The sequence below is a fragment of the Cellulomonas sp. WB94 genome (assembly GCF_003115775.1).
Taxonomy (GTDB): Bacteria; Actinomycetota; Actinomycetes; order Actinomycetales; family Cellulomonadaceae; genus Cellulomonas_A.
This window is the reverse complement of the sequence record NZ_QEES01000002.1, coordinates 2,407,158-2,431,185: the sequence shown is the minus strand read 5'-3', so window position 1 is coordinate 2,431,185 and position 24,028 is coordinate 2,407,158. Positions and strand designations below refer to the sequence as shown.

At 70.3% G+C, this 24,028-nt stretch carries 24 protein-coding genes; 1 reads left to right on the top strand and 23 read right to left on the bottom strand.

Annotated features, from left to right (window positions below; genetic code table 11):
* Window positions 1-129: 129 nt before the first annotated feature.
* Both yicI and DDP54_RS18000 read right to left on the bottom strand, forming a co-directional pair.
* Complete coding sequence (gene yicI, locus DDP54_RS12395) at window positions 130-2,409, bottom strand: alpha-xylosidase (RefSeq protein ID WP_109131996.1); 2,280 nt, start codon at window positions 2,407-2,409, stop codon at window positions 130-132.
* On the bottom strand, window positions 2,406-2,603 hold the full coding sequence (locus tag DDP54_RS18000; RefSeq protein ID WP_146192427.1) for a hypothetical protein: 198 nt from the start codon (window positions 2,601-2,603) through the stop codon (window positions 2,406-2,408). Before DDP54_RS18000 ends, yicI begins: the two co-directional genes overlap by 4 nt.
* A 222-nt stretch (window positions 2,604-2,825) precedes the next feature.
* Between DDP54_RS18000 and DDP54_RS12390 the strand changes: the two genes are divergently transcribed.
* A complete protein-coding gene (locus tag DDP54_RS12390) occupies window positions 2,826-3,827 on the top strand; it encodes a LacI family DNA-binding transcriptional regulator (protein ID WP_109131995.1) in 1,002 nt (333 codons plus the stop codon).
* 57 nt (window positions 3,828-3,884) lie between these two features.
* Here the strand turns inward: DDP54_RS12390 and DDP54_RS12385 are convergent, their stop codons facing one another.
* From DDP54_RS12385 to thrB, 21 genes are all read right to left on the bottom strand, one after another.
* Complete coding sequence (locus tag DDP54_RS12385; RefSeq protein WP_109131994.1) at window positions 3,885-4,781, bottom strand: carbohydrate ABC transporter permease; 897 nt, start codon at window positions 4,779-4,781, stop codon at window positions 3,885-3,887.
* A gap of 1 nt (window position 4,782) precedes the next feature.
* Window positions 4,783-5,739: a sugar ABC transporter permease gene (locus DDP54_RS12380; protein WP_109131993.1), complete on the bottom strand. Its 957-nt coding sequence runs from the start codon at window positions 5,737-5,739 to the stop codon at window positions 4,783-4,785.
* A gap of 103 nt (window positions 5,740-5,842) precedes the next feature.
* Complete coding sequence (locus DDP54_RS12375; RefSeq protein WP_109131992.1) at window positions 5,843-7,159, bottom strand: extracellular solute-binding protein; 1,317 nt, start codon at window positions 7,157-7,159, stop codon at window positions 5,843-5,845.
* 273 nt (window positions 7,160-7,432) lie between these two features.
* The gene (gene nucS, locus DDP54_RS12370) at window positions 7,433-8,128 is read right to left on the bottom strand and encodes an endonuclease NucS (protein WP_109131991.1); all 696 of its coding nucleotides are present in this window, start codon (window positions 8,126-8,128) and stop codon (window positions 7,433-7,435) included.
* Between the two features lie 43 nt (window positions 8,129-8,171).
* Window positions 8,172-8,597 (bottom strand): DUF2550 domain-containing protein, encoded by a 426-nt coding sequence (locus DDP54_RS12365; RefSeq protein WP_242448384.1) that lies wholly within the window; start codon window positions 8,595-8,597, stop codon window positions 8,172-8,174.
* Between the two features lie 10 nt (window positions 8,598-8,607).
* Window positions 8,608-8,886 carry a F0F1 ATP synthase subunit epsilon gene (locus tag DDP54_RS12360; RefSeq protein WP_109131990.1) on the bottom strand — a complete coding sequence of 93 codons (279 nt, stop codon included), beginning with the start codon at window positions 8,884-8,886 and terminating at the stop codon, window positions 8,608-8,610.
* A gap of 61 nt (window positions 8,887-8,947) precedes the next feature.
* Window positions 8,948-10,429 carry a F0F1 ATP synthase subunit beta gene (gene atpD, locus DDP54_RS12355; protein WP_109131989.1) on the bottom strand — a complete coding sequence of 494 codons (1,482 nt, stop codon included), beginning with the start codon at window positions 10,427-10,429 and terminating at the stop codon, window positions 8,948-8,950.
* 76 nt (window positions 10,430-10,505) lie between these two features.
* Window positions 10,506-11,399: a F0F1 ATP synthase subunit gamma gene (locus DDP54_RS12350; protein WP_109131988.1), complete on the bottom strand. Its 894-nt coding sequence runs from the start codon at window positions 11,397-11,399 to the stop codon at window positions 10,506-10,508.
* A gap of 2 nt (window positions 11,400-11,401) precedes the next feature.
* Complete coding sequence (atpA, locus tag DDP54_RS12345) at window positions 11,402-13,030, bottom strand: F0F1 ATP synthase subunit alpha (protein ID WP_109131987.1); 1,629 nt, start codon at window positions 13,028-13,030, stop codon at window positions 11,402-11,404.
* A gap of 78 nt (window positions 13,031-13,108) precedes the next feature.
* Window positions 13,109-13,921, bottom strand: a complete 813-nt coding sequence (locus tag DDP54_RS12340) for a F0F1 ATP synthase subunit delta (protein ID WP_109131986.1) — start codon at window positions 13,919-13,921, stop codon at window positions 13,109-13,111.
* Entirely contained in the window at window positions 13,921-14,508 is a 588-nt protein-coding gene (locus DDP54_RS12335; protein WP_109131985.1) for a F0F1 ATP synthase subunit B, read from the bottom strand. The genes DDP54_RS12340 and DDP54_RS12335 overlap by 1 nt, the downstream gene beginning before the upstream one ends.
* Window positions 14,505-14,747, bottom strand: coding sequence for an ATP synthase F0 subunit C (gene atpE, locus DDP54_RS12330; protein ID WP_109131984.1), 243 nt, complete (start codon window positions 14,745-14,747; stop codon window positions 14,505-14,507). The genes DDP54_RS12335 and atpE overlap by 4 nt, the downstream gene beginning before the upstream one ends.
* Window positions 14,748-14,835: 88 nt before the next feature.
* Window positions 14,836-15,699: a F0F1 ATP synthase subunit A gene (gene atpB, locus DDP54_RS12325; RefSeq protein WP_347338516.1), complete on the bottom strand. Its 864-nt coding sequence runs from the start codon at window positions 15,697-15,699 to the stop codon at window positions 14,836-14,838.
* Window positions 15,700-15,742: 43 nt separating this feature from the next.
* Window positions 15,743-16,228 (bottom strand): hypothetical protein, encoded by a 486-nt coding sequence (locus DDP54_RS12320; RefSeq protein WP_109131983.1) that lies wholly within the window; start codon window positions 16,226-16,228, stop codon window positions 15,743-15,745.
* The gene (locus DDP54_RS12315; protein WP_109131982.1) at window positions 16,225-17,343 is read right to left on the bottom strand and encodes an MraY family glycosyltransferase; all 1,119 of its coding nucleotides are present in this window, start codon (window positions 17,341-17,343) and stop codon (window positions 16,225-16,227) included. Before DDP54_RS12315 ends, DDP54_RS12320 begins: the two co-directional genes overlap by 4 nt.
* Complete coding sequence (locus DDP54_RS12310; protein WP_109131981.1) at window positions 17,340-18,104, bottom strand: L-threonylcarbamoyladenylate synthase; 765 nt, start codon at window positions 18,102-18,104, stop codon at window positions 17,340-17,342. The genes DDP54_RS12315 and DDP54_RS12310 overlap by 4 nt, the downstream gene beginning before the upstream one ends.
* A complete protein-coding gene (gene prmC, locus DDP54_RS12305) occupies window positions 18,101-19,060 on the bottom strand; it encodes a peptide chain release factor N(5)-glutamine methyltransferase (RefSeq protein WP_109131980.1) in 960 nt (319 codons plus the stop codon). Before prmC ends, DDP54_RS12310 begins: the two co-directional genes overlap by 4 nt.
* On the bottom strand, window positions 19,057-20,145 hold the full coding sequence (gene prfA, locus DDP54_RS12300; RefSeq protein ID WP_109131979.1) for a peptide chain release factor 1: 1,089 nt from the start codon (window positions 20,143-20,145) through the stop codon (window positions 19,057-19,059). Before prfA ends, prmC begins: the two co-directional genes overlap by 4 nt.
* A 129-nt stretch (window positions 20,146-20,274) precedes the next feature.
* The gene (gene rpmE / locus DDP54_RS12295; RefSeq protein WP_109131978.1) at window positions 20,275-20,496 is read right to left on the bottom strand and encodes a 50S ribosomal protein L31; all 222 of its coding nucleotides are present in this window, start codon (window positions 20,494-20,496) and stop codon (window positions 20,275-20,277) included.
* Between the two features lie 136 nt (window positions 20,497-20,632).
* The gene (gene rho / locus DDP54_RS12290; RefSeq protein ID WP_109131977.1) at window positions 20,633-22,753 is read right to left on the bottom strand and encodes a transcription termination factor Rho; all 2,121 of its coding nucleotides are present in this window, start codon (window positions 22,751-22,753) and stop codon (window positions 20,633-20,635) included.
* 309 nt (window positions 22,754-23,062) lie between these two features.
* Window positions 23,063-24,016 (bottom strand): homoserine kinase, encoded by a 954-nt coding sequence (gene thrB / locus DDP54_RS12285; RefSeq protein ID WP_109131976.1) that lies wholly within the window; start codon window positions 24,014-24,016, stop codon window positions 23,063-23,065.
* Window positions 24,017-24,028 lie beyond the last annotated feature (12 nt).

The following is a 24,028-nucleotide window of genomic DNA, read 5'->3' as shown; positions in this document are numbered from 1 at the left end:
TGTGACGGGCGCCGGGTGCGGCACGGCGGCCCACTGCGTATCGAATCGATACGATACACGGCTCGGGCCCGACCCGCGAGGTCCCGACCCGAGCCGTGCAGCGACGCGCGGCGACCGCGCGAAGCTTCCTCAGACGGCGACCTCGACCGACGACTGACCGGCCGCTGCGCGCACCTCGGCGCCACCGATGACACGCACCGACCAGGGGCAGGTCGCGCCGGACGCGTCGACCCTGATGCGGTCGCCGTCGCGCTCGACCGTGAACGTCGCGCCCTCGGCGCCCCCCGGCCGCGGGACCGTCGTGACCGACCGGTGCCCGTCGGGGATCTCGAAGAGCTGCAACGTGACACCGTCGACGTAGTCGTAGTCGGGGCGGTCCGTCCGCGCACCCACCGGGAGCACCGTGCCCGGCCGGACCAGCAGCGGCAGCGAGTCGAAGCCGTGACGCTCGTTGACCCAGCGCGGACCCGTCAGGCGCTCGCCTGTCAGGAGGTGCGTCCAGGTGCCCTCGGGCACGTAGAACGACACGTCACCCACCGCGTTGAACACGGGCGCGACGAGCAGCGCGTCGCCGAGCATGTACTGCGTGTCGATCCCCGCTGTCCCCCGGTCGCCCGGGAACTCGAGAATCATCGGCCGCATGACCGGCGCCCCCGCGGTGTGCGCCTCGCCGCCGACGCGCGCGAGGTACGGCATGAGCGACAGCTTGAGCTTGGTGAAGAGGCGCGTGACGTCGACCGCCTCCTCGTCGAACGCCCACGGCACCCGGTAGGAGTCCGAGCCGTGCAGCCGGCTGTGCGAGGACAGCAGGCCGAACGCCAGCCACCGCTTGAACACCGCGGGGTCGGGAGTGCCCTCGAAGCCGCCGATGTCGTGGCTCCAGTAGCCGAAGCCCGACATCGCGAGGGAGAGCCCGCCGCGCAGCGACTCGGCCATCGACACGAACGTCGACTCGCAGTCGCCGCCCCAGTGCACCGGGAACTGCTGGCCGCCGGCTGTCGCGGAGCGAGCGAACAGCACCGCTTCGCCCTCGCCCTTCTCCTCCTCGAGCAGCTCGAAGACGGCCTTGTTGTACAGGTGCGTGTAGTAGTTGTGCATCCCCGCGGGGTCGGAGCCGTCGTGCCAGACGACGTCCGTGGGGATCCGCTCGCCGAAGTCGGTCTTGAACGCGTCGACGCCCATGTCGAGCAGACCCTTGAGCTTGCCCTGGTACCAGGCGGTCGCGTCCGGGTTGGTGAAGTCGACGAGGCCCATGCCGGCCTGCCAGAGGTTCCACTGCCAGACAGAGCCGTCCGGGTTCTTGACGAGGTAGCCCAGCTCGCGCCCCTCCGCGAACAGCGCCGAGCGCTGGGCGATGTAGGGATTGATCCACACGCAGATCTTCAGGCCCTTGGCCTTGAGCCGGGCCAGCATGCCCTCGGGGTCCGGGAACGTCGCGGGGTCCCACACGAAGTCGCACCAGTGGAACCGGCGCATCCAGAAGCAGTCGAAGTGGAACACCGACAGCGGCAGGTCACGCTCGGCCATGCCGTCGATGAAGCTCGTGACCGTGGTCTCGTCGTAGTCGGTCGTGAACGAGGTCGACAGCCACAGCCCGTAGGACCACTCCGGCACGCGAGCAGGTCGTCCGGTCAGCGCCGTGAGCTTGCGCAGGATGTCCTTCGGGGTGGGGCCGTAGATGACGTAGTAGCGCAAGGACTGACCCTCGACGCTGAACTGTGCCCGGGACACCACCTCGGTGCCGACCTCGAACGAGACCTTCTCAGGCTGGTCGACGAACACGCCGTACCCGGCGTCGGTCAGGTAGAACGGGACGTTCTTGTAGGCCTGGTCCGACGCTGTGCCGCCGTCTGCGTTCCAGATGTCGACCGTCTGGCCGTTCTTCACGAACGCGCCGAACCGCTCGCCCAGCCCGTAGACGTGCTCGCCGACACCGAGCGTCAGCTGCTCGCGCACGAAGTGTCGTCCGGCGGCGTCCGTGATCACGCCGACGCTGCGGGAGGTCGACGTCGTCAGCTGGCGGTCGCCCGTCACGAAGTCCACGTTCCACTCGCCCTCGGTCGCGACCCGCGCCGTCAGCGCACCCGAACGGAACGTCGCGACCGGTTCACCCGTGCGGTCGGGTCCAGACACCATGACGTCGGCCGAGCCGGCCGCGAGCTCGAACCTCGGGCCCCGGTTCACACCACCCTGGAAGTGCTCGATCGTCACCCCGACGACGTCCTCCATGGGCGAGTGGAAGGACACCGTCACGAGCGGACGGTTCAGGGTGTCACCCCGCTTCTCGAGCGGCCCGGTCGCGGCGTACACCGTGAGGGACTCCGGCTCCACGACCACGTCGTCGACCGCCTGGGGCCGCAGGATCGTGACGCCGGGCAGAACCTGCCAGTAGCCATCGTTGAACTTCATGACGTCCTCTCGATCAGCGCGATGGCGTCCTCGGGTCCGAGGTCGACCGCGCCCGTGGTGTCAGTACCTGTGAGCAGGTCTCGATGCATGCCGGCCAGCACGACGGTGCGCGGATCGGCAGTGAAGCTGTGCAGGGGCAGCACGCGCCATGGCTCCCGCTGTTCGCTCATCTCATCGTCGAAGCGTTTCGACATCCTAGAGCGTCCCGCTCGATCATGTCCAGGACGGAGTCCCATGAAAGTGGGCATCGGATCCCCCACTTGGCCGTCGAACCGCTTGCGCGTCGAATCGATCTGTCGCGCACCACGCTGGTCCCTCTCGGGGCCATTCTCGGCGCTAAGGTAGGCGCGGAGGCGCCCCGACGCGCCAGGCGGCGGCCACCCGGCCGGACGCACGACCGAGCAGACAGGCGCACGGTGGCAACGATCGACGACGTGGCGCGAGCGGCTGGGGTGTCGACCTCGACGGTCTCGTACGTGCTCTCCGGAAAGCGCCCCATCTCCGCGGCAACGCGCCTCCGCGTCGAGCGCAGCATCCGCGACCTGGCCTACCGGCCGCATGCCGGCGCACGCGCACTCGCGTCGAGCCGCACGAATGTCATCGGGCTCATGGCGCCGCTGCGGGTCGACGTGAACGTCAGCGTCATCATGCAGTTCGTGACCGGCGTCGTCACGGCCGCCCGAACCTTCGACCACGACGTGCTGCTTCTCACGCAGGACGACGCCACCGGGCTCGAACGCGTCGCCGACGGCTCGATGGTCGACGCGCTGATCATGATGGACATCGAGGCCGACGACCCTCGCGTCCCCGTCCTGGTCGGGCTGCGCCAGCCGGCCGTGCTGATCGGCCTGCCCCGCGACTCCGCGGGCTTGTCGTGCGTCGACCTCGACTTCGACGCCGCGGGACGGGTCGCGGTGAGGCACCTTGCGCGGCTCGGGCACCGGCGGATCGCCCTGCTCGGTTCGCCCCGGGCCGTCCTCGAGCGCCACACGTCCTACGCGGACCGCATGCTGCGGGGGTTCACGGCCGAGTCCCGGGAGCTCGCCCTCGTCTCGGTCGCCGTGTCCTGCGAGTCGTCGCACACAGGAGCGATCGCCGCCGTCGACGAGGTCCTCGCGAGCATGCCCGACGTCACCGCACTCGTGGTGCACAACGAGGTCGCGCTGCCGGCCGTCATCGCGACGCTGCGCGAACGCGGCCGCCGCGTTCCCGACGACATCTCCCTCGTCGCCGTGTGCCCGGAAGACGTCGCCGTCGGACAACCGCTCCCCCTCACCTCGGTGGACATCCCTGCACATGTGATCGGACGCGTTGCCGTGGAGATGGCGATGGCTCGGGTCGAGGGCGAACAACCGGCCGAGACGCGCCTGCTGCTCCCGGTCCTGACCGAACGCCAGAGCACGGCAATGCTGGACTGAGCCGCTCGATCGGTCGACCGCGGCTCTCCGAGCCGACGTCACCGACTCGCCGTCCCGCTACTTCACCGCACCGGCCGTGATCCCCCGGGTGAGCGTGCGCTGGAAGATCAGGAAGAAGATGACCGCCGGCAGCAGGCTGATGAGCGAGCCGGCGTTGATCGTCGGTGCGTCCATGAGGCGGTCGCCCTGCAGCGACGCGAGCGCCACCGGGATCGTCTGGGTGCGGTTGTCGATGAGCATGACGAGCGGGATGAAGAACTCGTTCCACGTCCAGATGAAGAAGAAGATGACCAGCACCGACAGCGTCGGACGGCTGATCGGGAAGACGACGCGCCACAGGACCTGCCAGCGGCTCGCGCCGTCGAGCGCCGCGGCCTCGAGGATCGACGGCGGGAACGTCCCGAACACCGACGACAGCAGGTAGGTCCCGAACGCGCTCTGGATGACCGTGAAGATGATGATCACCGACAGCTGGTTGTTGTAGAGCCCGGTCGCCTTCGCGAGGTAGTAGAGCGGGTAGATCAGCGCCTCCTGCGGCAGCATGTTCGCGAACAGGAAGATCGCGACGATCCACAGCCGGCCGCGGACGCGCCCGATGCCCAGCGCGTACGCGTTGAGCAACGACACCACCGTCCCGAGCAGAGCGACCGCGCCGCTGATGACGATCGAGTTGACGAGCTTCTCCGGGAAGTTGACGCGGTTCCAGAAGTTCACGAGACCGTCGGTGTACAGCTTGCTGGGCAGGCTCAGCGGACCGTTGGCGGAGTACTCGGCGGGCGACTTGAACGCGTTGAGGACCATGATCACGAACGGCACCATCATGGCGAGCGCGACGAGCACCGTCAGGGCCAGGACGACCCAGCGCAGCGCGCCACGGTGGAACCGGTCGCGCGGTCGGCGTGCGGCGACCGGTGACGGACCCGCAGGGTCCAGGACGAGGACGTCGGCAGCCATGTCAGCGGCCCTCCTTGCGCTCGCTCGCCGCTTGCGCCCGCATGAACACGGCGGCGACGACGATGACGATGAGGGTCAGGACGGTCGCGATCGCCGCACCGTAGCCGACCTGGGACTTGGGGAAGAAGTTCTGGTACGAGAAGTACGACGGCACGTTCGTCGTGTTCTCCGGGCCACCCTTGGTGAGCACGTAGATCGGGCCGAAGACCTTGAGCGCCGCGATCGTGCACGTCAGCGTCACGACGAACGTCTCCGGCTTGATCTGCGGCAGGGTGATCGCCCGGAACCGGTCCATCCACCCGGCACCGTCGAGCTCGGCGGCCTCGTACAGCTCGGGGTCGACCCGCTGGAGCGCCGCCATGAAGATGACCACCGGGTAGCCGATCTGCACCCAGATCATGACCAGCATGACGGTCGGCAGGGCGGTCTTCGTGTCGCCCAGCCAGTTGAGCGCGAGCGAGTCGAGGCCGATTCGGCGCAGGATCACGTTCAGGGCGCCGGTCTGGGGGTTGAGGATCCAGCCCCACAGGATGCCGGCGACGGCAACGGGCAGGATCTGCGGGAGGTAGTAGGTCGCCCGCAAGGTACTGGCGACCCGGCCGGGGAACCGGCGTCCCAGGTAGTCGAAGAGCACCGAGGCGAGGAGCAGGCCGAGGATGGTCGGGATGACGACCATGGCCACGATCATCGCTATGGAGTTGCGGAATGACAGCCAGAACGTGTCGTCCTGGAGGAGCCGTGAGTAGTTCTTGAGCCCGACCCACTTCGGGTCACCGATGCCGGCCCACTTCGTCATGCTGAAGTAGAGGTTCATGACGAACGGGACGAGGATCACCCCGACGAACAAGATCCCGCCGGGCAGCAGGTAGGGCCAGTAGCTGAGCTGTCCCGTCCGCTTGCGCCGTCGGCGCGCTGTCGCGCCGGACGCCTGTGTCGGCGCCTGCACCGCTGTCGTCATGTCGCTCGTCCCTCCCGATCGGGTCTCAGGTGCTGCTCGCGTGCGGCTGCGCGGGTGGCGCCGACCCCAGGAGTCGGCGCCACCCGCATGCACAGGTGCGGTGTCAGCCCGCGTTGGCGACGCCGTCGTCGTAGGCGGTGCCGATCTCCGTGAGCACGTCCTGCGGCGACTTCGACTGGTTGATCAGCGACTGGAAGCCGGCGACCAGCACGTCGTAGTAGCCAGGGACGGGCCAGTCCGGGTAGAACGCGAGACCGTCGTTGTCCAGCACGTCGTTGAACGCCGTGATGAGCTCCTGGCTCTTCGGGTCGGTGATGTCCGAGGCTGTCGCGGCGACCGGGAGCCCGCCATTGTTGCCGAGGATCGCCTGGATCTCGGGCCGCATCGTGATGTCGATGAAGTCGTACGCGAGGTCCTTCGCCTTCGACTTCGCCGGGACCACCCAGATGTTGCCCGACGAGCCCGCGTTGAGCTTGTTGCCCGGGAAGTTGAAGACGCCCCAGTCGAAGCCCGTGATGTCCGTCGTGAACCGGCCGTACCACCAGCTGCCGGAGACGAAGATCGGCGAGGTGCCGTTGATGAAGCTCAGACCTGCGTCCTCAGCCTTGAGGCTCGCGGAGTCCGTCGCGATGTAGCCCTTCCTGACCCACTGGTCGAACGTCTCGGCACCGTACTTCAGCGGGTCGGCCTGGAAGTCGACCTTGCCCTTGTACATCTGGTACGAGTCGACGAAGCTGCGGTCGGCCTTGCTGAGCGCGAGCTCGTAGTAGAGCTGACCCGCGGGGTATTCCGCGCCGGCCATCGCGAGGGGCGTGACCCCAGCGTTCTTGAAGGTGTCGAGGGCTGCCGTGAACTCGGCGAAGGACGTGGGCACGGCGATGTTGTTCGCCGCGAACATGGCCTTGTTGTAGTAGACCGTGACGAACTCGCCGTAGTTCGGGACGCCGTACCAGCTGCCCGACCCCATGACGCCCTTGTCGTCGTAGCGCGCTGTCGTCTGCAGGCTGGAGGCGAGCTTGGTGTCCCAGCCGCGCGTCTTGGCCACGTCCGTCAGGTCCGTGAGGAGCCCCTGCGAGGCGAGCAGGCCTGCGGTCGCGTTGCCCTTGTTGTACTCCATGATGTCGGGGCCCTGGTCCGAGCTGAGCACCATGCCCGCGGTCTGCTGGATCTGCTCGAACGCCTTCTGCTCGAACTCGACCTTGACGCCCGGGTGCTCGGTCTCGAAGACCTTGATCGACTCGTTCCAGGCCTTGCCCATCGCGCTGTCGGCGCCCTCGTAGTGCCACAGCTTGAGGGTCGTGGCGCCGGAGGTCGCCTCCGCCGAGGTCTCCGACGAGCTGCCCCCGCTGCAGGCCGTCAACGCGAGCGGGAGCGCCGCGATCGCGGCGACCAGTCCCAGGCGCTTGCTGAAACGCACCATCTTCGTCCTCCTCATTGAGTATTCGATCGTGTCATGCGGTTCGAGAGGGCGACCCGGGGAGGGCTCCACTCGATGGAAACATCAGTCCGGTGGGGGTCCCCCAGCACCTGGCTCGATTGCCTGGCGGGGCGACGGTGTCCCGGCCGAAGCGTTCATCGAAGCGCTTCGATGATTCGAGCATGCGCCTGAAGACGCGCGCAAGTCAAGTTGCGGAGTGTCACCGTTCGGTCACAGTCCCGGAGCCCGCAGTCGCCAGAGCGCCGCGCACCGCCCTCAGAAGAGGCGCGAGTCCACGTCGTCGACGCCGCGCATCGCGTCGTAGTCCAGGACGAGGCACAGGATGCCGCGGTCGGTCGCGAGTACCCTGGCCTGCGGCTTGATCTCCTGGGCGGCGAACACCCCGCGCACCGGCGCGAGATGCGGGTCCCGGTTCAGCAGCTCGAGGTAACGGGTCAGCTGCTCGACCCCGTCGATGTCCCCGCGGCGCTTGATCTCGACGGCCACCGCTACGCCGTCCGCGTCGCGGGCAAGGATGTCGACAGGACCGATGGCCGTCGGGAACTCACGACGGACCAGCGTGTGCCCGGCCCCGAGCGCCCCGATCTGAGCCGCGAGCAGCTCCTGGAGGTGCGCCTCGACCCCGTCCTTCACCAGGCCCGGGTCGACCCCGAGCTCGTGCGCCGAGTCGTGCAGCACCTCGTGGACCTCGATGACGAGCCGGTCGTCGCTCTTGGTGTGCTGCACCGTCCAGACCTCGGCGGCGCCGCGCTCGGTAGCGTCGTCATCGGGCGAACCGATGGCCAGCGTGCACGGCGGGCTCATCCAGTTGAGCGGCTTGTAGGACCCGCCGTCCGAGTGCAGCAGCACGCTGCCGTCGGCCTTCACGAGCACGAGCCGGGTCGCCAACGGGAGGTGGGCGTTGAGGCGCCCGGAGTAGCGGGCGGAGCACCGGGCGACGACGAGCCGCATCGACCCCTCCTTCAGATGACGTGTCCTTCAGATGACGTGTCCGTCAGATGACGTGACGGGCTGCCGGCGGCGCGGCCTCGAGCCATGACGCCAGTCCTGCATACGCCTCGGCGGACATCAGCAGGTCGAACGCGTCGTCGTCGGTCCGACAACGCACCACGAGCTGCCCCTCGTAGCCACGCGCGTCCGCGACCGCGTGGTGCTCGAGGACGAGCATGCCCGACCGCAGCCACGACCGGGTCGGACGCGGGGCCAGCGACCACCAGCGCCACCAGTACAGGCTCTCAGCGCCGTACTGGCCGATCCCGGCGATCCACGGTGCGTTCGGGTCGGTCGCACGGCTGAACGCGCACTCGAACGAACCGACGCGATGCGACAGCGTCCGCACCCGCGACGCGCCCAGGGCCAGCACGCCGAGCACCAGCAGCACGACAGCACCGAGCACGAGCGCAGCATGAGCACCCGTCACGGCCGGACCGTCAGTGCGCGGCGGTGTCCGTGGCGGCCTCGACCGAGTCCACCACGACCGTCACCTGGTCGGAGTCGACGGACAGGAACCCGCCGTCGACCATCCATCGCAGCGCCTCGCCGTCCGACGTCTTCACGCGCAGCTCGCCGCGTCGCAGGACCGTCAGCACGGGCGTGTGGCCCACAAGGATGCCGATCTCGCCGTCGGCGGCGGGCGCACTCACGAGCCGGGCGCGACCCGACCAGATCTTGCCGTCAGCAGCGACCAGGTCGACCTCGAGGTCAGCCATGCGGGACTCCTTAGGGATTGCCGGAACGCGGGTTCCGGGACGGGATCGAGGACCTACGGGGTCAGACCCCGTACTCCTTCTGGATCCGCGCCCAGTTGCGCTCGAGGTCCTCGAGGCCGCCGATGTTGAAGAACGCCTGCTCGGCCATGTGGTCGAACTCGCCGTCCGCGATCTTGCCGAACGCCTCGACCGTCTCCGCGACGGGGACCGTCGAGCCGACGACACCGGTGAACTTCTCGGCCATGTAGGTGTTCTGCGAGAGGAACTGCTGGATGCGGCGGGCCCGGGCCACGACGGTCTTGTCCTCCTCGGACAGCTCGTCGACCCCGAGGATCGCGATGATGTCCTGGAGCTCCTTGTTGCGCTGCAGGATCGACTTCACGCGCGTCGCCGTGTCGTAGTGCGCCTGGCCCACGTACCGCGGGTCGAGGATGCGGCTCTTGGACGCGAGCGGGTCGACGGCCGGGTACAGGCCGCGCGAGGCGATCTCACGGCTCAGCTCCGTGGTCGCGTCGAGGTGCGCGAACGTCGTCGCCGGTGCGGGGTCGGTGTAGTCGTCGGCGGGGACGTAGATCGCCTGGAGCGACGTGATCGAGTGCCCGCGCGTCGAGGTGATGCGCTCCTGGAGCTGGCCCATCTCGTCGGCGAGGTTCGGCTGGTAGCCGACCGCGGACGGCATCCGGCCGAGCAGCGTCGAGACCTCGGAGCCCGCCTGCGTGAACCGGAAGATGTTGTCGATGAACAGCAGCACGTCCTGCTTCTGCACGTCGCGGAAGTACTCCGCCATCGTCAGGGCCGACAGCGCGACGCGCAGACGCGTGCCCGGCGGCTCGTCCATCTGCCCGAAGACGAGCGCCGTCTTGTCGAAGACCCCCGCCTCCTCCATCTCGACGATGAGGTCGTTGCCCTCACGGGTGCGCTCACCGACGCCGGCGAACACCGAGACGCCGCCGTGGTCCTGCGCGACGCGCTGGATCATCTCCTGGATGAGGACCGTCTTGCCGACGCCCGCACCGCCGAAGAGGCCGATCTTGCCGCCGAGCACGTACGGCGTCAGCAGGTCGATGACCTTGATGCCCGTCTCGAACATCTGAGTCTTGGACTCGAGCTGGTCGAAGGCCGGCGGCTTGCGGTGGATCGGCCAGCGCTCGGTGATCTCGAGCTTCTCGCCCGGGGCCAGGTTGAGCACGTCACCGGTCACGTTGAAGACGTGTCCCTTGGTGATGTCCCCGACCGGGACGCTGATCGGCGCGCCGGTGTCCGTCACGAGGGCGCCGCGCACGAGGCCGTCCGTCGGCTTGAGCGCGATCGCCCGCACGAGCGAGTCGCCGAGGTGCTGGGCGACCTCGAGCGTCATGGTGAAGGACTTCTCGTCCTCGCCCTGCGACGACAGGTCGATGTTGACCGTGAGGGCGTTGTACATCTCGGGGATCTGGTCCGACGGGAACTCGATGTCCACGACGGGGCCGATCACCCGGGCGACGCGGCCGACTCCGGGCGTGCCCGACTCGGTCGGCGTGCCGTCGACGGTGGTGGCGGTCATGTCCTGCCTCGCTTCGCTCGACCGGAGCGGACTCCGGCGTGGTCTGGGTCGTGCGGTGCTGCTGCGCGTGCTGGGGTCAGGAGGCGAGTGCGTCGGCGCCCGACACGATCTCGCTGATCTCCTGGGTGATCTCGGACTGACGTGCCTGGTTCGCCAGCCTCGTGTACAGGCGGATGAGCTCTTCAGCATTGTCGGTCGCTGTGTGCATGGCTCGCTGCCGGGCCGCGAGCTCGGACGCCGCCGCCTGCAGCATGCAGGAGTAGATGCGGCTGCGCACGTAGCGCGGGAGCAGCGAGTCGAGCACGGCCTCGGGGCTCGGTTCGAACTCGTAGAGCGGGAGCACCTCGTTCGTGCCCACCGGCGCGACGCCCTCGACGACCTCGAGCGGCAGCATCCGGATGACGCGGGGGCGCTGCGTCACCATGTTGACGAACTGCGTGTAGACGACGTGCAGCTCGCCCACGCCGCCCTCGTCAGCGGGTGCCTGGAAGGCCTCGAGCAGGACGCCTGCGATCTCGTCGGCCACCTCGACGTCCGGGGCGTCCGACCCGCCGGTCCACTGGCCGGTCAGCGCGCGACGACGGAACGAGTAGTACGAGACCGCGCGGCGCCCGAACACGTACAGCGCGACCTCCTTGCCGGCGGCCTCGAGCCGCTCGACCAGGCGCTCGGCCTCGCGGATGGCGCTCGCGGAGTACGCGCCCGCCATCCCGCGGTCGGACGCCACCAGCAGCACCGCGACGCGGTTCGTGTCGCTGCGCTGCGAGAGCAGCGGGTGCGACACGGTCGAGTGCGTGGCGAGCGCCGAGACGGCGTGCGTGATCGCCCGCGACGCCGGGGTCGCGTGGTGCATGCGATCGCGTGCACGTCCGATCCGCGACGCAGCGATCAGCTCCTGGGCGCGGAACATCTTCTTCAGCGCCTGGGTCGACTTGATGCGCTGCTTGTAGACGCGCTGGGTTCCGGCCATCCTCAGGCCTTCTTCTGCCGGACGATCTGCTCCTGGTCGATCTCGACCGCCTCGTCGGCGACGTCGCCACCGACGAGCGGCGACCCGTCACCCTTGAGGAAGCCGTTGCGGAAGTCGTCGACCGCCGCGCCCAGTGCCGCCTCGGTGTCGGCCTCGAGCTTGCCCGACGACTCGATCGTCGTCAGCACGTCGCTGTTGCGCCGCAGGTGGTCGAGGAGCTCGGTCTCGAAGCGCCGGACGTCGGCGATCGGGACGTCGTCGAGCTTGCCCTTGGTGCCCGCCCAGATCGCCGCGACCTGGTCCTCGACCGGGTACGGGTTGAACTGGCCCTGCTTCAGCAGCTCCATGAGGCGTGCACCACGGGTCAGCTGCGCGCGGGAGGCGGCATCGAGGTCCGAGGCGAACATCGCGAAGGCCTCGAGCGAGCGGAACTGCGCGAGGTCGAGCTTGAGCGTCCCGGAGACCTGCTTCATGGCCTTGACCTGGGCCGCGCCGCCGACGCGCGAGACCGAGATGCCGACGTCCACGGCCGGCCGCTGGTCGGCGTTGAACAGGTCCGACTGCAGGAAGATCTGGCCGTCGGTGATCGAGATGACGTTCGTCGGGATGTACGCCGAGACGTCGTTCGCCTTGGTCTCGATGACGGGAAGGCCCGTCATGGAACCCGCGCCGAGCGCGTCCGAGAGCTTGGCACAACGCTCGAGCAGGCGGGAGTGCAGGTAGAAGACGTCACCGGGGTACGCCTCGCGGCCCGGCGGGCGCCGCAGCAGCAGCGACACGGCGCGGTAGGCCTCGGCCTGCTTGGACAGGTCGTCGAAGACGATGAGGACGTGCTTGCCCTCGTACATCCAGTGCTGGCCGATGGCCGAGCCCGTGTACGGCGCGAGGTACTTGAAGCCGGCAGGGTCGGACGCGGGGGCCGCGACGATCGTCGTGTACTCGAGCGCTCCGGCCTCCTCGAGCGAGGCACGCACGGCCGCGATCGTCGAGCCCTTCTGGCCGATCGCGACGTAGATGCAGCGGACCTGCTTCTGGGGGTCGCCCGTCGCCCAGTTGGCCTTCTGGTTGATGATCGTGTCGATCGCGATCGCGGTCTTGCCGGTCTGGCGGTCGCCGATGATGAGCTGGCGCTGGCCGCGACCGATCGGGATCATCGCGTCGATGGCCTTGAGGCCGGTCTGCAGCGGCTCGTGGACGCTCTTGCGGTCCATGACGCCGGGAGCCTGCAGCTCGAGCGCACGACGGCTGTGGGTCTCGACGTCGCCGAGCCCGTCGATCGGGTGGCCGAGCGGGTCGACGACCCGTCCGAGGTAGCCGTCACCGACGGGGACCGAGAGGACCTCGCCGGTCCGGCGGACCTCCTGGCCCTCCTCGATGCCGGTGAACTCACCGAGGACGACGACGCCGATCTCGCGGACGTCGAGGTTCAGCGCGAGGCCGAGCGTGCCGTCCTCGAAGCGCAGCAGCTCGTTGGCCATCGCGCCCGGCAGGCCTTCGACCTGGGCGATGCCGTCGCCGGCGAGGCTGACACGGCCCACCTCCTCGGAGACAGCTCGGGTCGGCTCGTAGGACTTCACGAAGCTGTCCAGCGCAGCGCGGATGTCCTCCGGCCGGATCGTCAGCTCAGCCATTGCTCTTCTCCTGTCGTGGCGCACGCGGTGCGTACGGTCAAACGTGTTCGTGGGACGTCGCGCGCGGCGCGCGGCGCGTCAGCTGGCAAGTTGTCGTCGAGCATCGGCAAGGCGGGCGAAGACGGTCGAGTCGATCACGTCGGGGCCGACCTGGACCCGCAGCCCACCGACCACGTCGGGCGCCACGATGACGTTGAGCTGGATCGCACGACCATAGGTCGCAGCGAGCACGTCGAGGAGGCGATCGCGTTGGGCGGGACTCAGGTCCGTCGCGGACGTCACGGTCGCGACCTGCCGGCTGCGGCGGTCAGCGACGAGGTCGCCGACGTAGCCGAGCGTCGCGACGTAGCGGCGACCGCGAGGAGCAGCGGCCGCGCGCCGGGCCACGACCTGCGTCGCTGCTGTGCCCTGACCGCCGAGGAGCCCGTCGACCAGGGCCACTCGTCCGGCTGCCCGGATCCGCGGCTCGTACAGCCCACGGCGCAGCTCGCGCTGCCCGGCGAGGGCCCGCGTGATCCGGAACAGCTCCTCTTCGACCTTCTGCAGGCCGCCGTCGTTCTCGGCGGACGCGAGCACCGCGTGGAACGCGAGCTCCTCGGCCGCGTCGCCCAGGTCGCCGTCGGTCGACCAGCGCGCGCCGACGAGGTCACGCACCAGCTCGACCGTGCGTGGGTCGGCGGCCGTCAGCAGACGCGCGGCAAGGGCGCCCTTCGCGTCGGCGTCGACCGACGGGTCGGTGAGCGTGCGACGCAACGACGCGGAGGAGTCCAGGGCGTCGACGAAGGCGAAGAGCTCCTGGCCCAACGTCAGCGCCCCCACGCCCGCAGCGGTCAGGACCGGCTCGAACCGGTCCCGGGCCGACTGCAGCGACGCCCGACTCGTGCCGCGCATCAGTTCCCCTTACCGGCGTTCGTCGTGGTGCTGGCCTCGAGCTCGTCGAGGAAGCGGTCGACGACGCGCGACTGACGTGCGGAGTCCTCGAGCGACTCCCCGACGATCTTCGACGCGAGCTGGGTCGCGAGCGAGCCGACGTCCGCACGCAGCGACACGGACGCCTGCTGGCGCTCCGCCTCGATCTGCTTGTGCGCCGTCTCGACGAGGCGCGCGGCCTCCTCGTTCGCCTTGGTCCTGTGCTCCGCGAGGATCTGGCTGCCCTCGGCGCGGGCGTCCTCACGGATCCGGGCCGCCTCGGTGCGGGCGTCCTGGAGCTGCTGGTGGTACGCGGCGAGTGCGATCGCGGCCTCCGCCTGAGCCGACTCGGCCTTGGCGATGCCGCCCTGGATCAGCGCGGTCCGCTCGTCGAGCACGGCCTGGAACTTCGGCAGGACGAACCGGTAGAACGAGAAGGCGATGACTGCCAGGACGACCGTCGACCAGAGGATGTCGTAGGGCTCGGGAATGAGCAGCGCGAGCCCGTCGGGCTCCCCTGTCGTCTCCGCGGCCGTGAGGACTGCCGCGGACAGCGCGGCGGCGATCACTTGAACAGGAACCCGGTGATCAGGCCGAGGAGGCCGAGGACCTCGACGAAGCCGATACCGATGAACATGGTGGTGCGCAGCTGGCCGGCGACCTCGGGCTGACGCGCGATGCCCTCGACGGTCTTGCCGATGAGGATGCCGAGGCCGATGCCCGGGCCGAGCACCGCAAGGCCGTAACCGATGGTCGCGATGTTGCCCGAGACCTCGGCGAGGACGGTGGTGGTTTCCGCAAGTGCCACGGTGACTCGTTCCTTCCGTTCGACGTCGGCCGGGCGGCCGAACGTCAGTTCGTGGTCGGGGACCGTGCGGCCCCCGACGGGGTGGGACTCAGTGCTCCTTCGAGACCGACAGGTTGATGTAGACCGCCGTGAGGATCACGAAGATGTACGCCTGGAGGGTCGCGACGAACACCTCGAAGAGAGTGAAGATGAAACCGCCGGCGAATGTCAGTGCGCCGAAGCCCTTCATCGCGGGAACGGCCTCGAAGATGAAGTACTGCGTCGCCGAGAAGCAGAGCGCCAGCATGAGGTGGCCAGACACCATGTTGGCCATCAACCGGAGCGCGAGCGTCGCCGGCCGGATGACGAACACCTGCAGGAACTCGACCGGGGTGAGCAGCACGTAGAGGAACGGCGGCACGCCCGGGGGGAAGAGGCTGTTCTTGAGGAAGCCACCAAGACCCAGCTCGCGGACGCCGGCGCTCAGGTAGGACACATACGTCCAGGCCGCGAGCATGAGGGGCAGCCCGATCAGCGCCGTGGCCGCGACGTTCAGGCCGGGGACGATCCCCATCAGGTTGAACATGAGGATCGCGCAGAACATGGTCGTCAAGAGGGCGACGAACTTCGGTGCCTTCTCCTTGCCGAGGATCTCCTCGGCGACGTTCACACGGACGAAGTCGAGGATCATCTCGACAACGTTCTGGAACCGTCCCGGGACGAGCGTGGCGCGACGCGCGGCGATCACGAAGATCACGATCAGCGCCGCCGCGGCGATGAAGCGCACGATCTGCAGCCGGTTGATCTCGAAGACCGTGCCGTCGAAAAGGACCGGTCCCGGGAAGATGTCGCCGATCGTCGGCGCGTGGAAGCCGCCGCCGTCACCAGTGGCAAAGGGCACGATCATCGCAAGGCTGGACAGTGCGTTCTCCGAGTCGTCAGCGGTGCCGCACGACCGCGTCACTGCGGGCACGCCGTCGTCACCTGGCGGTCATGGATGTGAGTGAGAGCCTAACCTATGCCCCGCCCTGCACCGGACCGCCTCCGGCCTGCTGGACGCCCGGTTCGACGTACGGAACACGCCCCCGGCTGACGGCCCGGTAGTCGAGGACCGCCGACCCGACGACCCCGACGAGGAGCACCACAGCGAGCACCGGCTTGTCGTAGAAGTCACGGTCCTGGATGAGCGCGAGGACGACGATCACGACGAGGACCTTGCCCAGCCACGCCCCCAGGACGACCGCCGCGAGCTGCTGCACGCTCGCGCGCGCCGTGACGAGCATCGAGATGATCGTCGTCCCCGAGAACACCAGCGCGAGGCCCACACCGATGAGGGCACCCCACACCCCGGGCCGGCCGGCCACGAGGGCGCCGGCCCCCACGCCGAGGACCGCGAGCGCGGCCAGGAGCACGAGCATGTCCCGCAGCGCGCGCCGGAAGACCGCGGCGGCCGCCGACGACGGGACGGGCTGGGCTGCGGACTGGCGTGGTTCGGTGGTCATCTGACGGTCTCCGGGGTGACGGGGGCGACGCGTGCGCCGCGCAGGGGGCCGAGCGTGAGCAGGACGGCGACGACGACGCCGACACCGAGAGCCACGAACGCGACAGTCGTCGAGACGACCACCAGCGCTGCACCGCCGAACGCGAAGACGGCGGTCCACACGTACATGATCGCCACGGCGCGTCGGTGCGAGTGACCGAGCGCGAGCAGCCGGTGGTGCAGGTGCATACGGTCGGGGTGGAACGGTGACCGACCGGCTCCGACGCGCCTGACGACAGCCAGCACCATGTCGAGGAGCGGGAGCACCAGGACGGCGAGCGGCAGCAGGATCGGGATGAACGCCGGGATCTGCTGGCGCGGGAGCACGACGGTCACGTCGATCTGCCCGGTGACGGTGATGGCCGCCGCGGCGATGACGAGCCCGAGCAGCATCGACCCGGAGTCGCCCATGAAGATGCGTGCGGGGTAGAGGTTGTGCGGCAGGAACCCGAGGCACGCACCGACGAGCACCGCCAGGGTGAGCGTCGCGAAGCTCGAGTAGTCCCCTGGGCTCGCGCCGCGGGTGAGGAGGTAGGAGTAGAGGAAGAACGCCGCTCCACCGATCGCGACCACCCCGGCTGCGAGCCCGTCGAGGCCGTCGACGAAGTTCACCGCGTTCATGGCCACGACGACCGTGAGGACCGTGAGCGCGAGCCACATCCGCTGCGAGCCGAGGAGCACGCCGGCGATCGGCAGCTGGAAGAGCTGGATGCCGTTCCAGGCCATGAAGCCGGCCGCGAGCACCTGCCCCATGAGCTTGGTGACCCAGTCGAGGTCCCAGATGTCGTCGGCGACCCCGAGCAGGCAGACGAGCGTCGCACCACCGACGACGCCCCACACCGGCCGAGGGTTCGTGAAGACCCCGCTCAGGAACGGGAGCCTCGACGCCATGGCCAGGGCAGCGAGCATGCCCGCGAGCATCGCGAGGCCGCCGAGGCGCGGCGTGGGGATCGTGTGCACGTCACGGTCCCGCAACGCTGTGATCGCGCCCGAGCGCAGCGCGATCCAGCGCGCCAGCGGCGTGAGCAGGTACGTCACCGCGGCCGCGATGGCCATGACGAGCAGATAGACCCTCACCGGTCGAGGTCACCCGGCACAGGTCGTGCGACGTCCGGCGCGGCGTCGTTGGGAGCGGCGTCGTTGGGAGCGGTGTCGTCGGGAGCGTTGTCGTCCGGAGCAGCGCCGTCAGGCGCGACGTCCTCGACCGGAGCCACGGCCCGCAAGGCCTCGAGAGAGATCGCGCCGGGCCGCACGATGCGCAGCACGTCGCCGGTCGCGTCGACGATCGTCGATGCGACGCCGCCGGGGATCTCACCGCCGTCGAGGAAGATCGGGACGGACGCGCCGAGCTGGGTGTAGGCCTCCTCGACCGTGCGGCCCGCGGCGCGGCCTGTGCGGTTCGCGCTCGACACCGCGAGCGGACCCGTGCGACGCAGCAGCGCGAGCGCGACCGGGTGGTCCGGCACGCGCAGCGCGACGGTGCCGTAGGTCTCGCCCAGATCCCACGCGAGCGACGGCTGCGCGCGCACGATGAGCGTGAGGCCACCGGGCCAGAACGCCTCGGCGAGAGCACGCGCGGAGTCCGGCACGTCCGTCGCGAGCCCGTCCAGGGTGCGCGCGTCGGGCATCAGCACGGGCGGCGGCATCTGGCGGCCGCGGCCCTTCGCGTCGAGGAGCGCCTGGACCGCGGACGGGGTGAACGCGTCGGCGGCGATCCCGTAGACCGTGTCGGTCGGGAATACCACGAGGTCGCCGCGCGAGATCGCGTGCACCGCCTCGTCGATCGCGGGGCCCCAGGTCGCGGGGTCCGTGGCGTCCTTGATCCGGATGAGGCTCACGCGTGCGAGTCTCCCACGACGTCCCCGCGGGCGGGGCCATCGGTGCCGGGAGGGGTCGGGACCGGGCTCGCGACGCGGCTGCGCCGAGCGACGACCATGCGCGCGCGCCCCGTGAGGTCGGGAAGGGTCCGGACGTCGTCGAACGCCCCGGTCGACCGCACGAGGTCGCGTGCCGCGTCGGCCTGCACCTCGGCGTGCTCCATCACGAACAGCCCGCCCGCTCGCAGCAACCGGGCGGCGGCCGCAGCGATGCCCCGCGGTACCTCGAGCCCGTCCTGGCCCAGGCCGTACAGCGCGACGGCCGGGTCGTGCTTCGCGACCTCCGGGTCGACGGGGATCGCGCCGGTCGGCACGTACGGCGGGTTCGACACCACGACGTCGACCGTCCCGTCGAGCTCGCCGAGCGCCGTGCGCGCATCCCCGCGGACGAGGCGCACCTCGAGCCCGGACCCGGCCACGTTGCGCGCTGCCCACTCGTGCGCAACCCGGTCCAGCTCGACGGCGTGCACCACGGCGGCGGGCACCTCGTGCGCCAGCGCGAGCGCGATCGCGCCCGAGCCCGTGCACAGGTCGGCCACGAGGACCGTCCCCGCTCGCACAACGACGGCGTGCGCCTCGGCGATCGCCACCTCGGCGACCTGCTCGGTCTCGGGGCGCGGCACGAAGACACCCGGTCCGACCGCGAGCTCGAGGCCGCGGAACGGTGCGCGGCCCGTCAGGTGCTGGAGCGGTTCGCGCGCCGCGCGTCGGACCACGAGCTCGCCGAGACCGTCGGGAGCGGGACGACCGAGGACCGCCGCCGCCTGGACCTGCCCACGGCTGACGGTCGTCCCCGCCTCGATGCCCATGAGGTGCGCGGCGAGCAGCTCGGCGTCGACCCGGGGGCTCGGGACACCCGCGCCTGCGAGCAGCACCTCGGCCGCGCGCAGCGCCTCGGCCAGCGGCCCGCCGGTCATGCGTTCGCGGCGGCCAGCTGGGCGGCCTCGTCGGCGTCGATCGCCGACCGCACGACCGGGTCCAGGTCGCCGTCGAGCACGGCGTCGAGGTTGTACGCCTTGTAGCCCGTGCGGTGGTCAGCGATGCGGTTCTCGGGGTAGTTGTAGGTGCGGATCCGCTCGGAGCGGTCGACCGTGCGCACCTGCGAGCGGCGCGCCTGGCTCGCCGCCGCGGCGGCCTCCTCCTGCCTGGCCGCGAGCAGCCGCGCGCGAAGCACGCGCATCCCCTGCTCCCGGTTCTGCAGCTGGGACTTCTCGTTCTGCATCGACACCGTGATGCCGGTCGGCAGGTGCGTGATGCGGACGGCCGAGTCGGTCGTGTTGACCGACTGCCCGCCGGGTCCCGACGACCGGTACACGTCGATCCGCAGGTCGTTCTGGTCGATGGCGACCTCGGCGTCGTCCTCGGGCTCGGGCAGGACGAGCACGCCGGCGGCCGACGTGTGGATGCGCCCCTGCGACTCCGTGACGGGCACCCGCTGCACGCGGTGGACCCCACCCTCGTACTTCAGGCTCGCCCAGACACCTTGCGCGGCATCGGCGAGCGTGCCGCGCGACTTCACGGCGACGTGCACGTCCTTGTAGCCGCCGAGGTCGGACCCGGTCGACTCGATGATCTCCGTGCTCCAGCCCCGCCGCTCCGCATACCGCAGGTACATGCGCAGCAGGTCACCGGCGAACAGCGCCGACTCCTCGCCGCCCTCCCCCGCCTTGATCTCGAGGATCACGTCGCGGCCGTCGTCGGGATCACGCGGGACCAGGACGCGTCGCAACCGCTCGGCCGCCTGGTCGGCGGCGTCCTGCAAGCTCGGCAGCTCCGCGGCGAACGCCGGGTCGGCCTCGGCGAGCTCCGTGGCGTCCTCGACGTCGTCGGAGGCAGCCCGCCACGTGCGGTAGGCCGCGACGACCTGGCCCAGCTCGGCGTACCGGCGACCGAGCTTGCGTGCGCGCGCGGCGTCGGCGTGCACCTCAGGAGCGGACAGCTGGCTCTCGATCATGGCGTGCTCGGCGAGCAACGGCTCCGCCGCGGCGAACGGGTTGCTCATGCGGGGGACCTCCAGGGTCCAGGTGCTGCGGGGTGCTTCGGGTGCCTGCAGACAAGCGAACAGCGCCGGCGCCCTGCGGACGCTGCCATGGAGGGCAGCCGTCCGCCGGGCACCGGCGCTGTCGAGTTGCTAGCTGGCGGCGGTCGTCTTCTTGCCGTAGCGCGCCTCGAACCGGGCCACACGGCCACCGGTGTCAAGGATCTTCTGCTTGCCCGTGTAGAACGGGTGGCAGGCGCTGCAGACGTCGGCACGGATCTCGCCCGACTTCTGGGTCGACCGCGTGGTGAACGTGTTCCCGCACGTGCAGGTGACCTGGGTCACCACGTACGCGGGGTGGATGTCCTTCTTCACAGAAACTCTCCTCGGTGGGTTGTCCCCGGGTCGCGAGCGAGAACCGCTCACGTGAACCGCGGACCGACGAATCATTGTGCCAGAACCGTGCGGGGCGTCGAAATCTTCCCGATCGCCCCGCCCGGTCCCGTCGTGCTCAGTCGTGCTGGTTGTTCGCTCCGGGCGTGGTCTTCTGCACCTGGAGCAGGAACTCCGCGTTGGACTTCGTCTTGCGGAGCTTGTCGAGCAGCAGCTCGATGGCCTGCTGCTGGTCCAAGGCGCCCATGACGCGGCGCAGGGTCCAGACGATCTTCAGCTCGTCGGGCGCCATGAGGATCTCCTCGCGGCGCGTGCCCGATGCGTTCACGTCCACGGCCGGGAAGATGCGCTTGTCCGCGAGCGAACGGGAGAGCCGCAGCTCCATGTTCCCGGTGCCCTTGAACTCCTCGAAGATGACCTCGTCCATCTTGGACCCGGTCTCCACGAGCGCCGAGGCGAGGATCGTGAGCGACCCGCCGTGCTCGATGTTGCGCGCCGCCCCGAAGAACCGCTTCGGCGGGTAGAGCGCCGAGGCGTCGACACCACCGGAGAGGATGCGCCCCGATGCGGGTGCCGCGAGGTTGTAGGCCCGCGACAGGCGCGTGAGGGAGTCGAGCAGCACGACGACGTCCTGGCCGAGCTCGACGAGACGCTTGGCCCGCTCGATCGCCAGCTCGGCGACGATTGTGTGGTCGGAGGCGGGGCGGTCGAACGTCGAGGCGATCACCTCGCCCTTGACCGTCCGCTCCATGTCCGTGACCTCTTCGGGGCGCTCGTCGACGAGCACGACCATGAGGTGGACCTCGGGGTTGTTCGCGGTGATCGCGTTGGCGATCTGCTGCATGATGATCGTCTTGCCGGCCTTGGGCGGCGACACGATCAGACCGCGCTGGCCCTTGCCGATCGGAGCCACGATGTCGATCACGCGAGGCGAGATCTTGTTCGGCTCGTTCTCGAGCCGCAGCCGCTCCTGCGGGTAGAGCGGCGTCAGCTTGGCGAACTCGGGGCGGTCACGCGCCTCGTCCGGGTGCAGGCCGTTGACCGTGTCGAGGCGGACGAGCGCGTTGAACTTGGCCCGCGCCGCGCTGCTCTGGGGCAGCTGCTCCCCCTCGCGCTGCTGGCGCACCGCGCCCGTGATCGCGTCGCCGCGACGCAGGCCGGCCTTCTTGACCTGGCCGAGAGAGACGTACACGTCGCTCGGTCCGGGCAGGTAGCCGGTCGTGCGGACGAACCCGTAGTTGTCGTGGATGTCGAGGATCCCGGCGACGGGCAGCAGGACGTCGTCCTCGTTGACCTCGATCTCCTCGTAACCGGCAAGGTCGCCGCTCGGGCCACGCGTGACGGCGCGCCCACGCTTGGGACGCTCGCGGTCGCGGTACCGGTCGCGGGACCGACGACGGCGGCCGCCGCGCTCGTCGGTGTCGTCGAACGGGGCCTGGCCCTGTCCGCCGGCCTGACCCTGGCCGGAGCCCTGGTTGGCGCCCTGGTTCTGCGTGGTGTCGCGCGCCTGTCGCTGCCCGGACTGCTGCCCGCCGTCCTGGCGCGCACCGTCCTGGCGCGCACCGTCCTGGCGCGCGCTGCCGTCCTGACGCTGGGATCCGTCGGCCCGCTCGCCACCGTCCTGACGCGCGGCCGCGTCGACCTGGGGCGGAAGGCCGATGTCCGTACCCGCGTCACCGCGCGGCGCTCCCGCACCCCGGCCCGATCGGCGCGAACCGCGGCGCTCAGCGGCGACGGTCCCGATCGCGTCGAGGGCGCGCGCGGCACGGTCGTCGCGGGTCTCCCCGGGCGCGAGACGCACGTCGGGGGCCCGCTCGGGCTGCACGCGCTCGGTCTGCACAGGCTCGCTCGCCGCACGCTCGGACTGGCTGCGCTCGGACGGCGCCCGCTCCGTCTCGACGCGCCCGGTCTCGACGCGCTCGGTCTCCACGCGCTCGGCCCGCACACGCTCGGCCCGCACGCGCTCGGTCCGCGGCGCGGCCTGCGCGACGGCGCGCTCGGTCTGCGGCGCGGCCTGCGCGTCGGCGTGCTCGACGGACGTGGTGGTCCCAGCGTGCCCGCCGCCCCGCTTGATCTTGATCGCGTCCATGAGGTCGCTCTTGCGCATCTTGGACGTGCCCGCGACGCCGAGCTGGGCGGCAAGCACCTGCAGCTCAGGCAGGCGCAGCGTAGAGATCGCTGCTCCGCGGGCGGATCCACCGGTGTTGGCGTTCCCGGTGGACTCGATGGTGTCTGTCACGAAGGACCCTTCCCCCTCGTCATCGGCCGGCGTCCTGATTCGGATCGTGGCCTACGCCCGGGCATGGATGCCGGGACGATGATGGAGCCGCACGTGCTGCGTACGACGACGTCTGCGCACGTGGGCTGGATCGCTCCCGCTCGTCGTAGCTCTCGCGGCATCCGTCGCCAGATGGACTGAAGATCATCTGGAGCGCGGCACGCCGGAACGGAGCACGAGGTCCGGGGAACGACTCATGTTAGCACCGCGGCACCGACGGTTGTCCCGGGATCCGCGTCGTCGCGCGGGCGTTCACCCGATGGGCTGACGTCAGCCGACCTGCCAGGCACGCGCCCCGTCCAGGTCGACGCCCGGCCGCAGCACCCGCCAGCCGCCCATCTGACCGCCGAACGCAGCGGCGATCGCCTCGTCCGCGTCGGTCCGGCCGTCATCGGTCCGGCGCGCGAGCGCGAGGACCGTAGGTCCGGCGCCCGAGACCACCGCCGCGACACCGCGCGCGCGCAGCGCGTCGACGAGCGCGAGGGAGTCGGGCATGACGGCCCGACGGTAGCCCTGGTGCAGTCGGTCGACGGTCGCAGGGAAGAGCAGGTCCGGGCGTCGGCCGAGCGCCTCGACCAGGAGTGCCGCGCGCCCGGCCTGCGCGGCGGCGTCCGTGTGCGGGACGGTCGCCGGGAGCACACCCCGGGCAGCCTTGGTCGCGAGCCGCGAGCCGGGCACGATGACGACGGGTTCGATGTCGGCGTGCACGGCGAGCCGGACGGCGCGTGGGCGCACCGCCGTCGGATCCGCGTCGTCGGCCTCGAGCCACGCGATCGTGGCGCCGCCGAGGATCGCGGGCGCGGCGTTGTCGGGGTGCCCCTCGAGAGCGCAGGCGATGGCGAGGACGGCGTCGTCGTCGAGTGCCTCGGGCTCGGCGAGCAGGGCCCGCGCGAGCAGCACGCCGCCGACGGCGGCCGCCGCGGACGAGCCGAGGCCCCGACCGTGCGGGATGCGGTTGACGCACGTCAGGTGCAGGCCCGTCTGCGGAGCCCCGACGTGGTCGAGGGCGAGCCGCAGCGCGCGCACGACGAGGTGGTCCTCGCCGAGGGGGACCTCCCCCGCACCCTCGCCCGTGACCTCGACCACGACGTCGGGCGATCCGAGCGCGCGCACGTCGAGGTCGTCGTGCAGCGCGAGCGCGAGGCCGAGCGCGTCGAACCCGGGGCCTAGGTTCGCGCTCGTCGCCGGCACGCGGACCCGCGCGTGGTCGTGCCCCAGCCTCATGTGCGGCGCCGC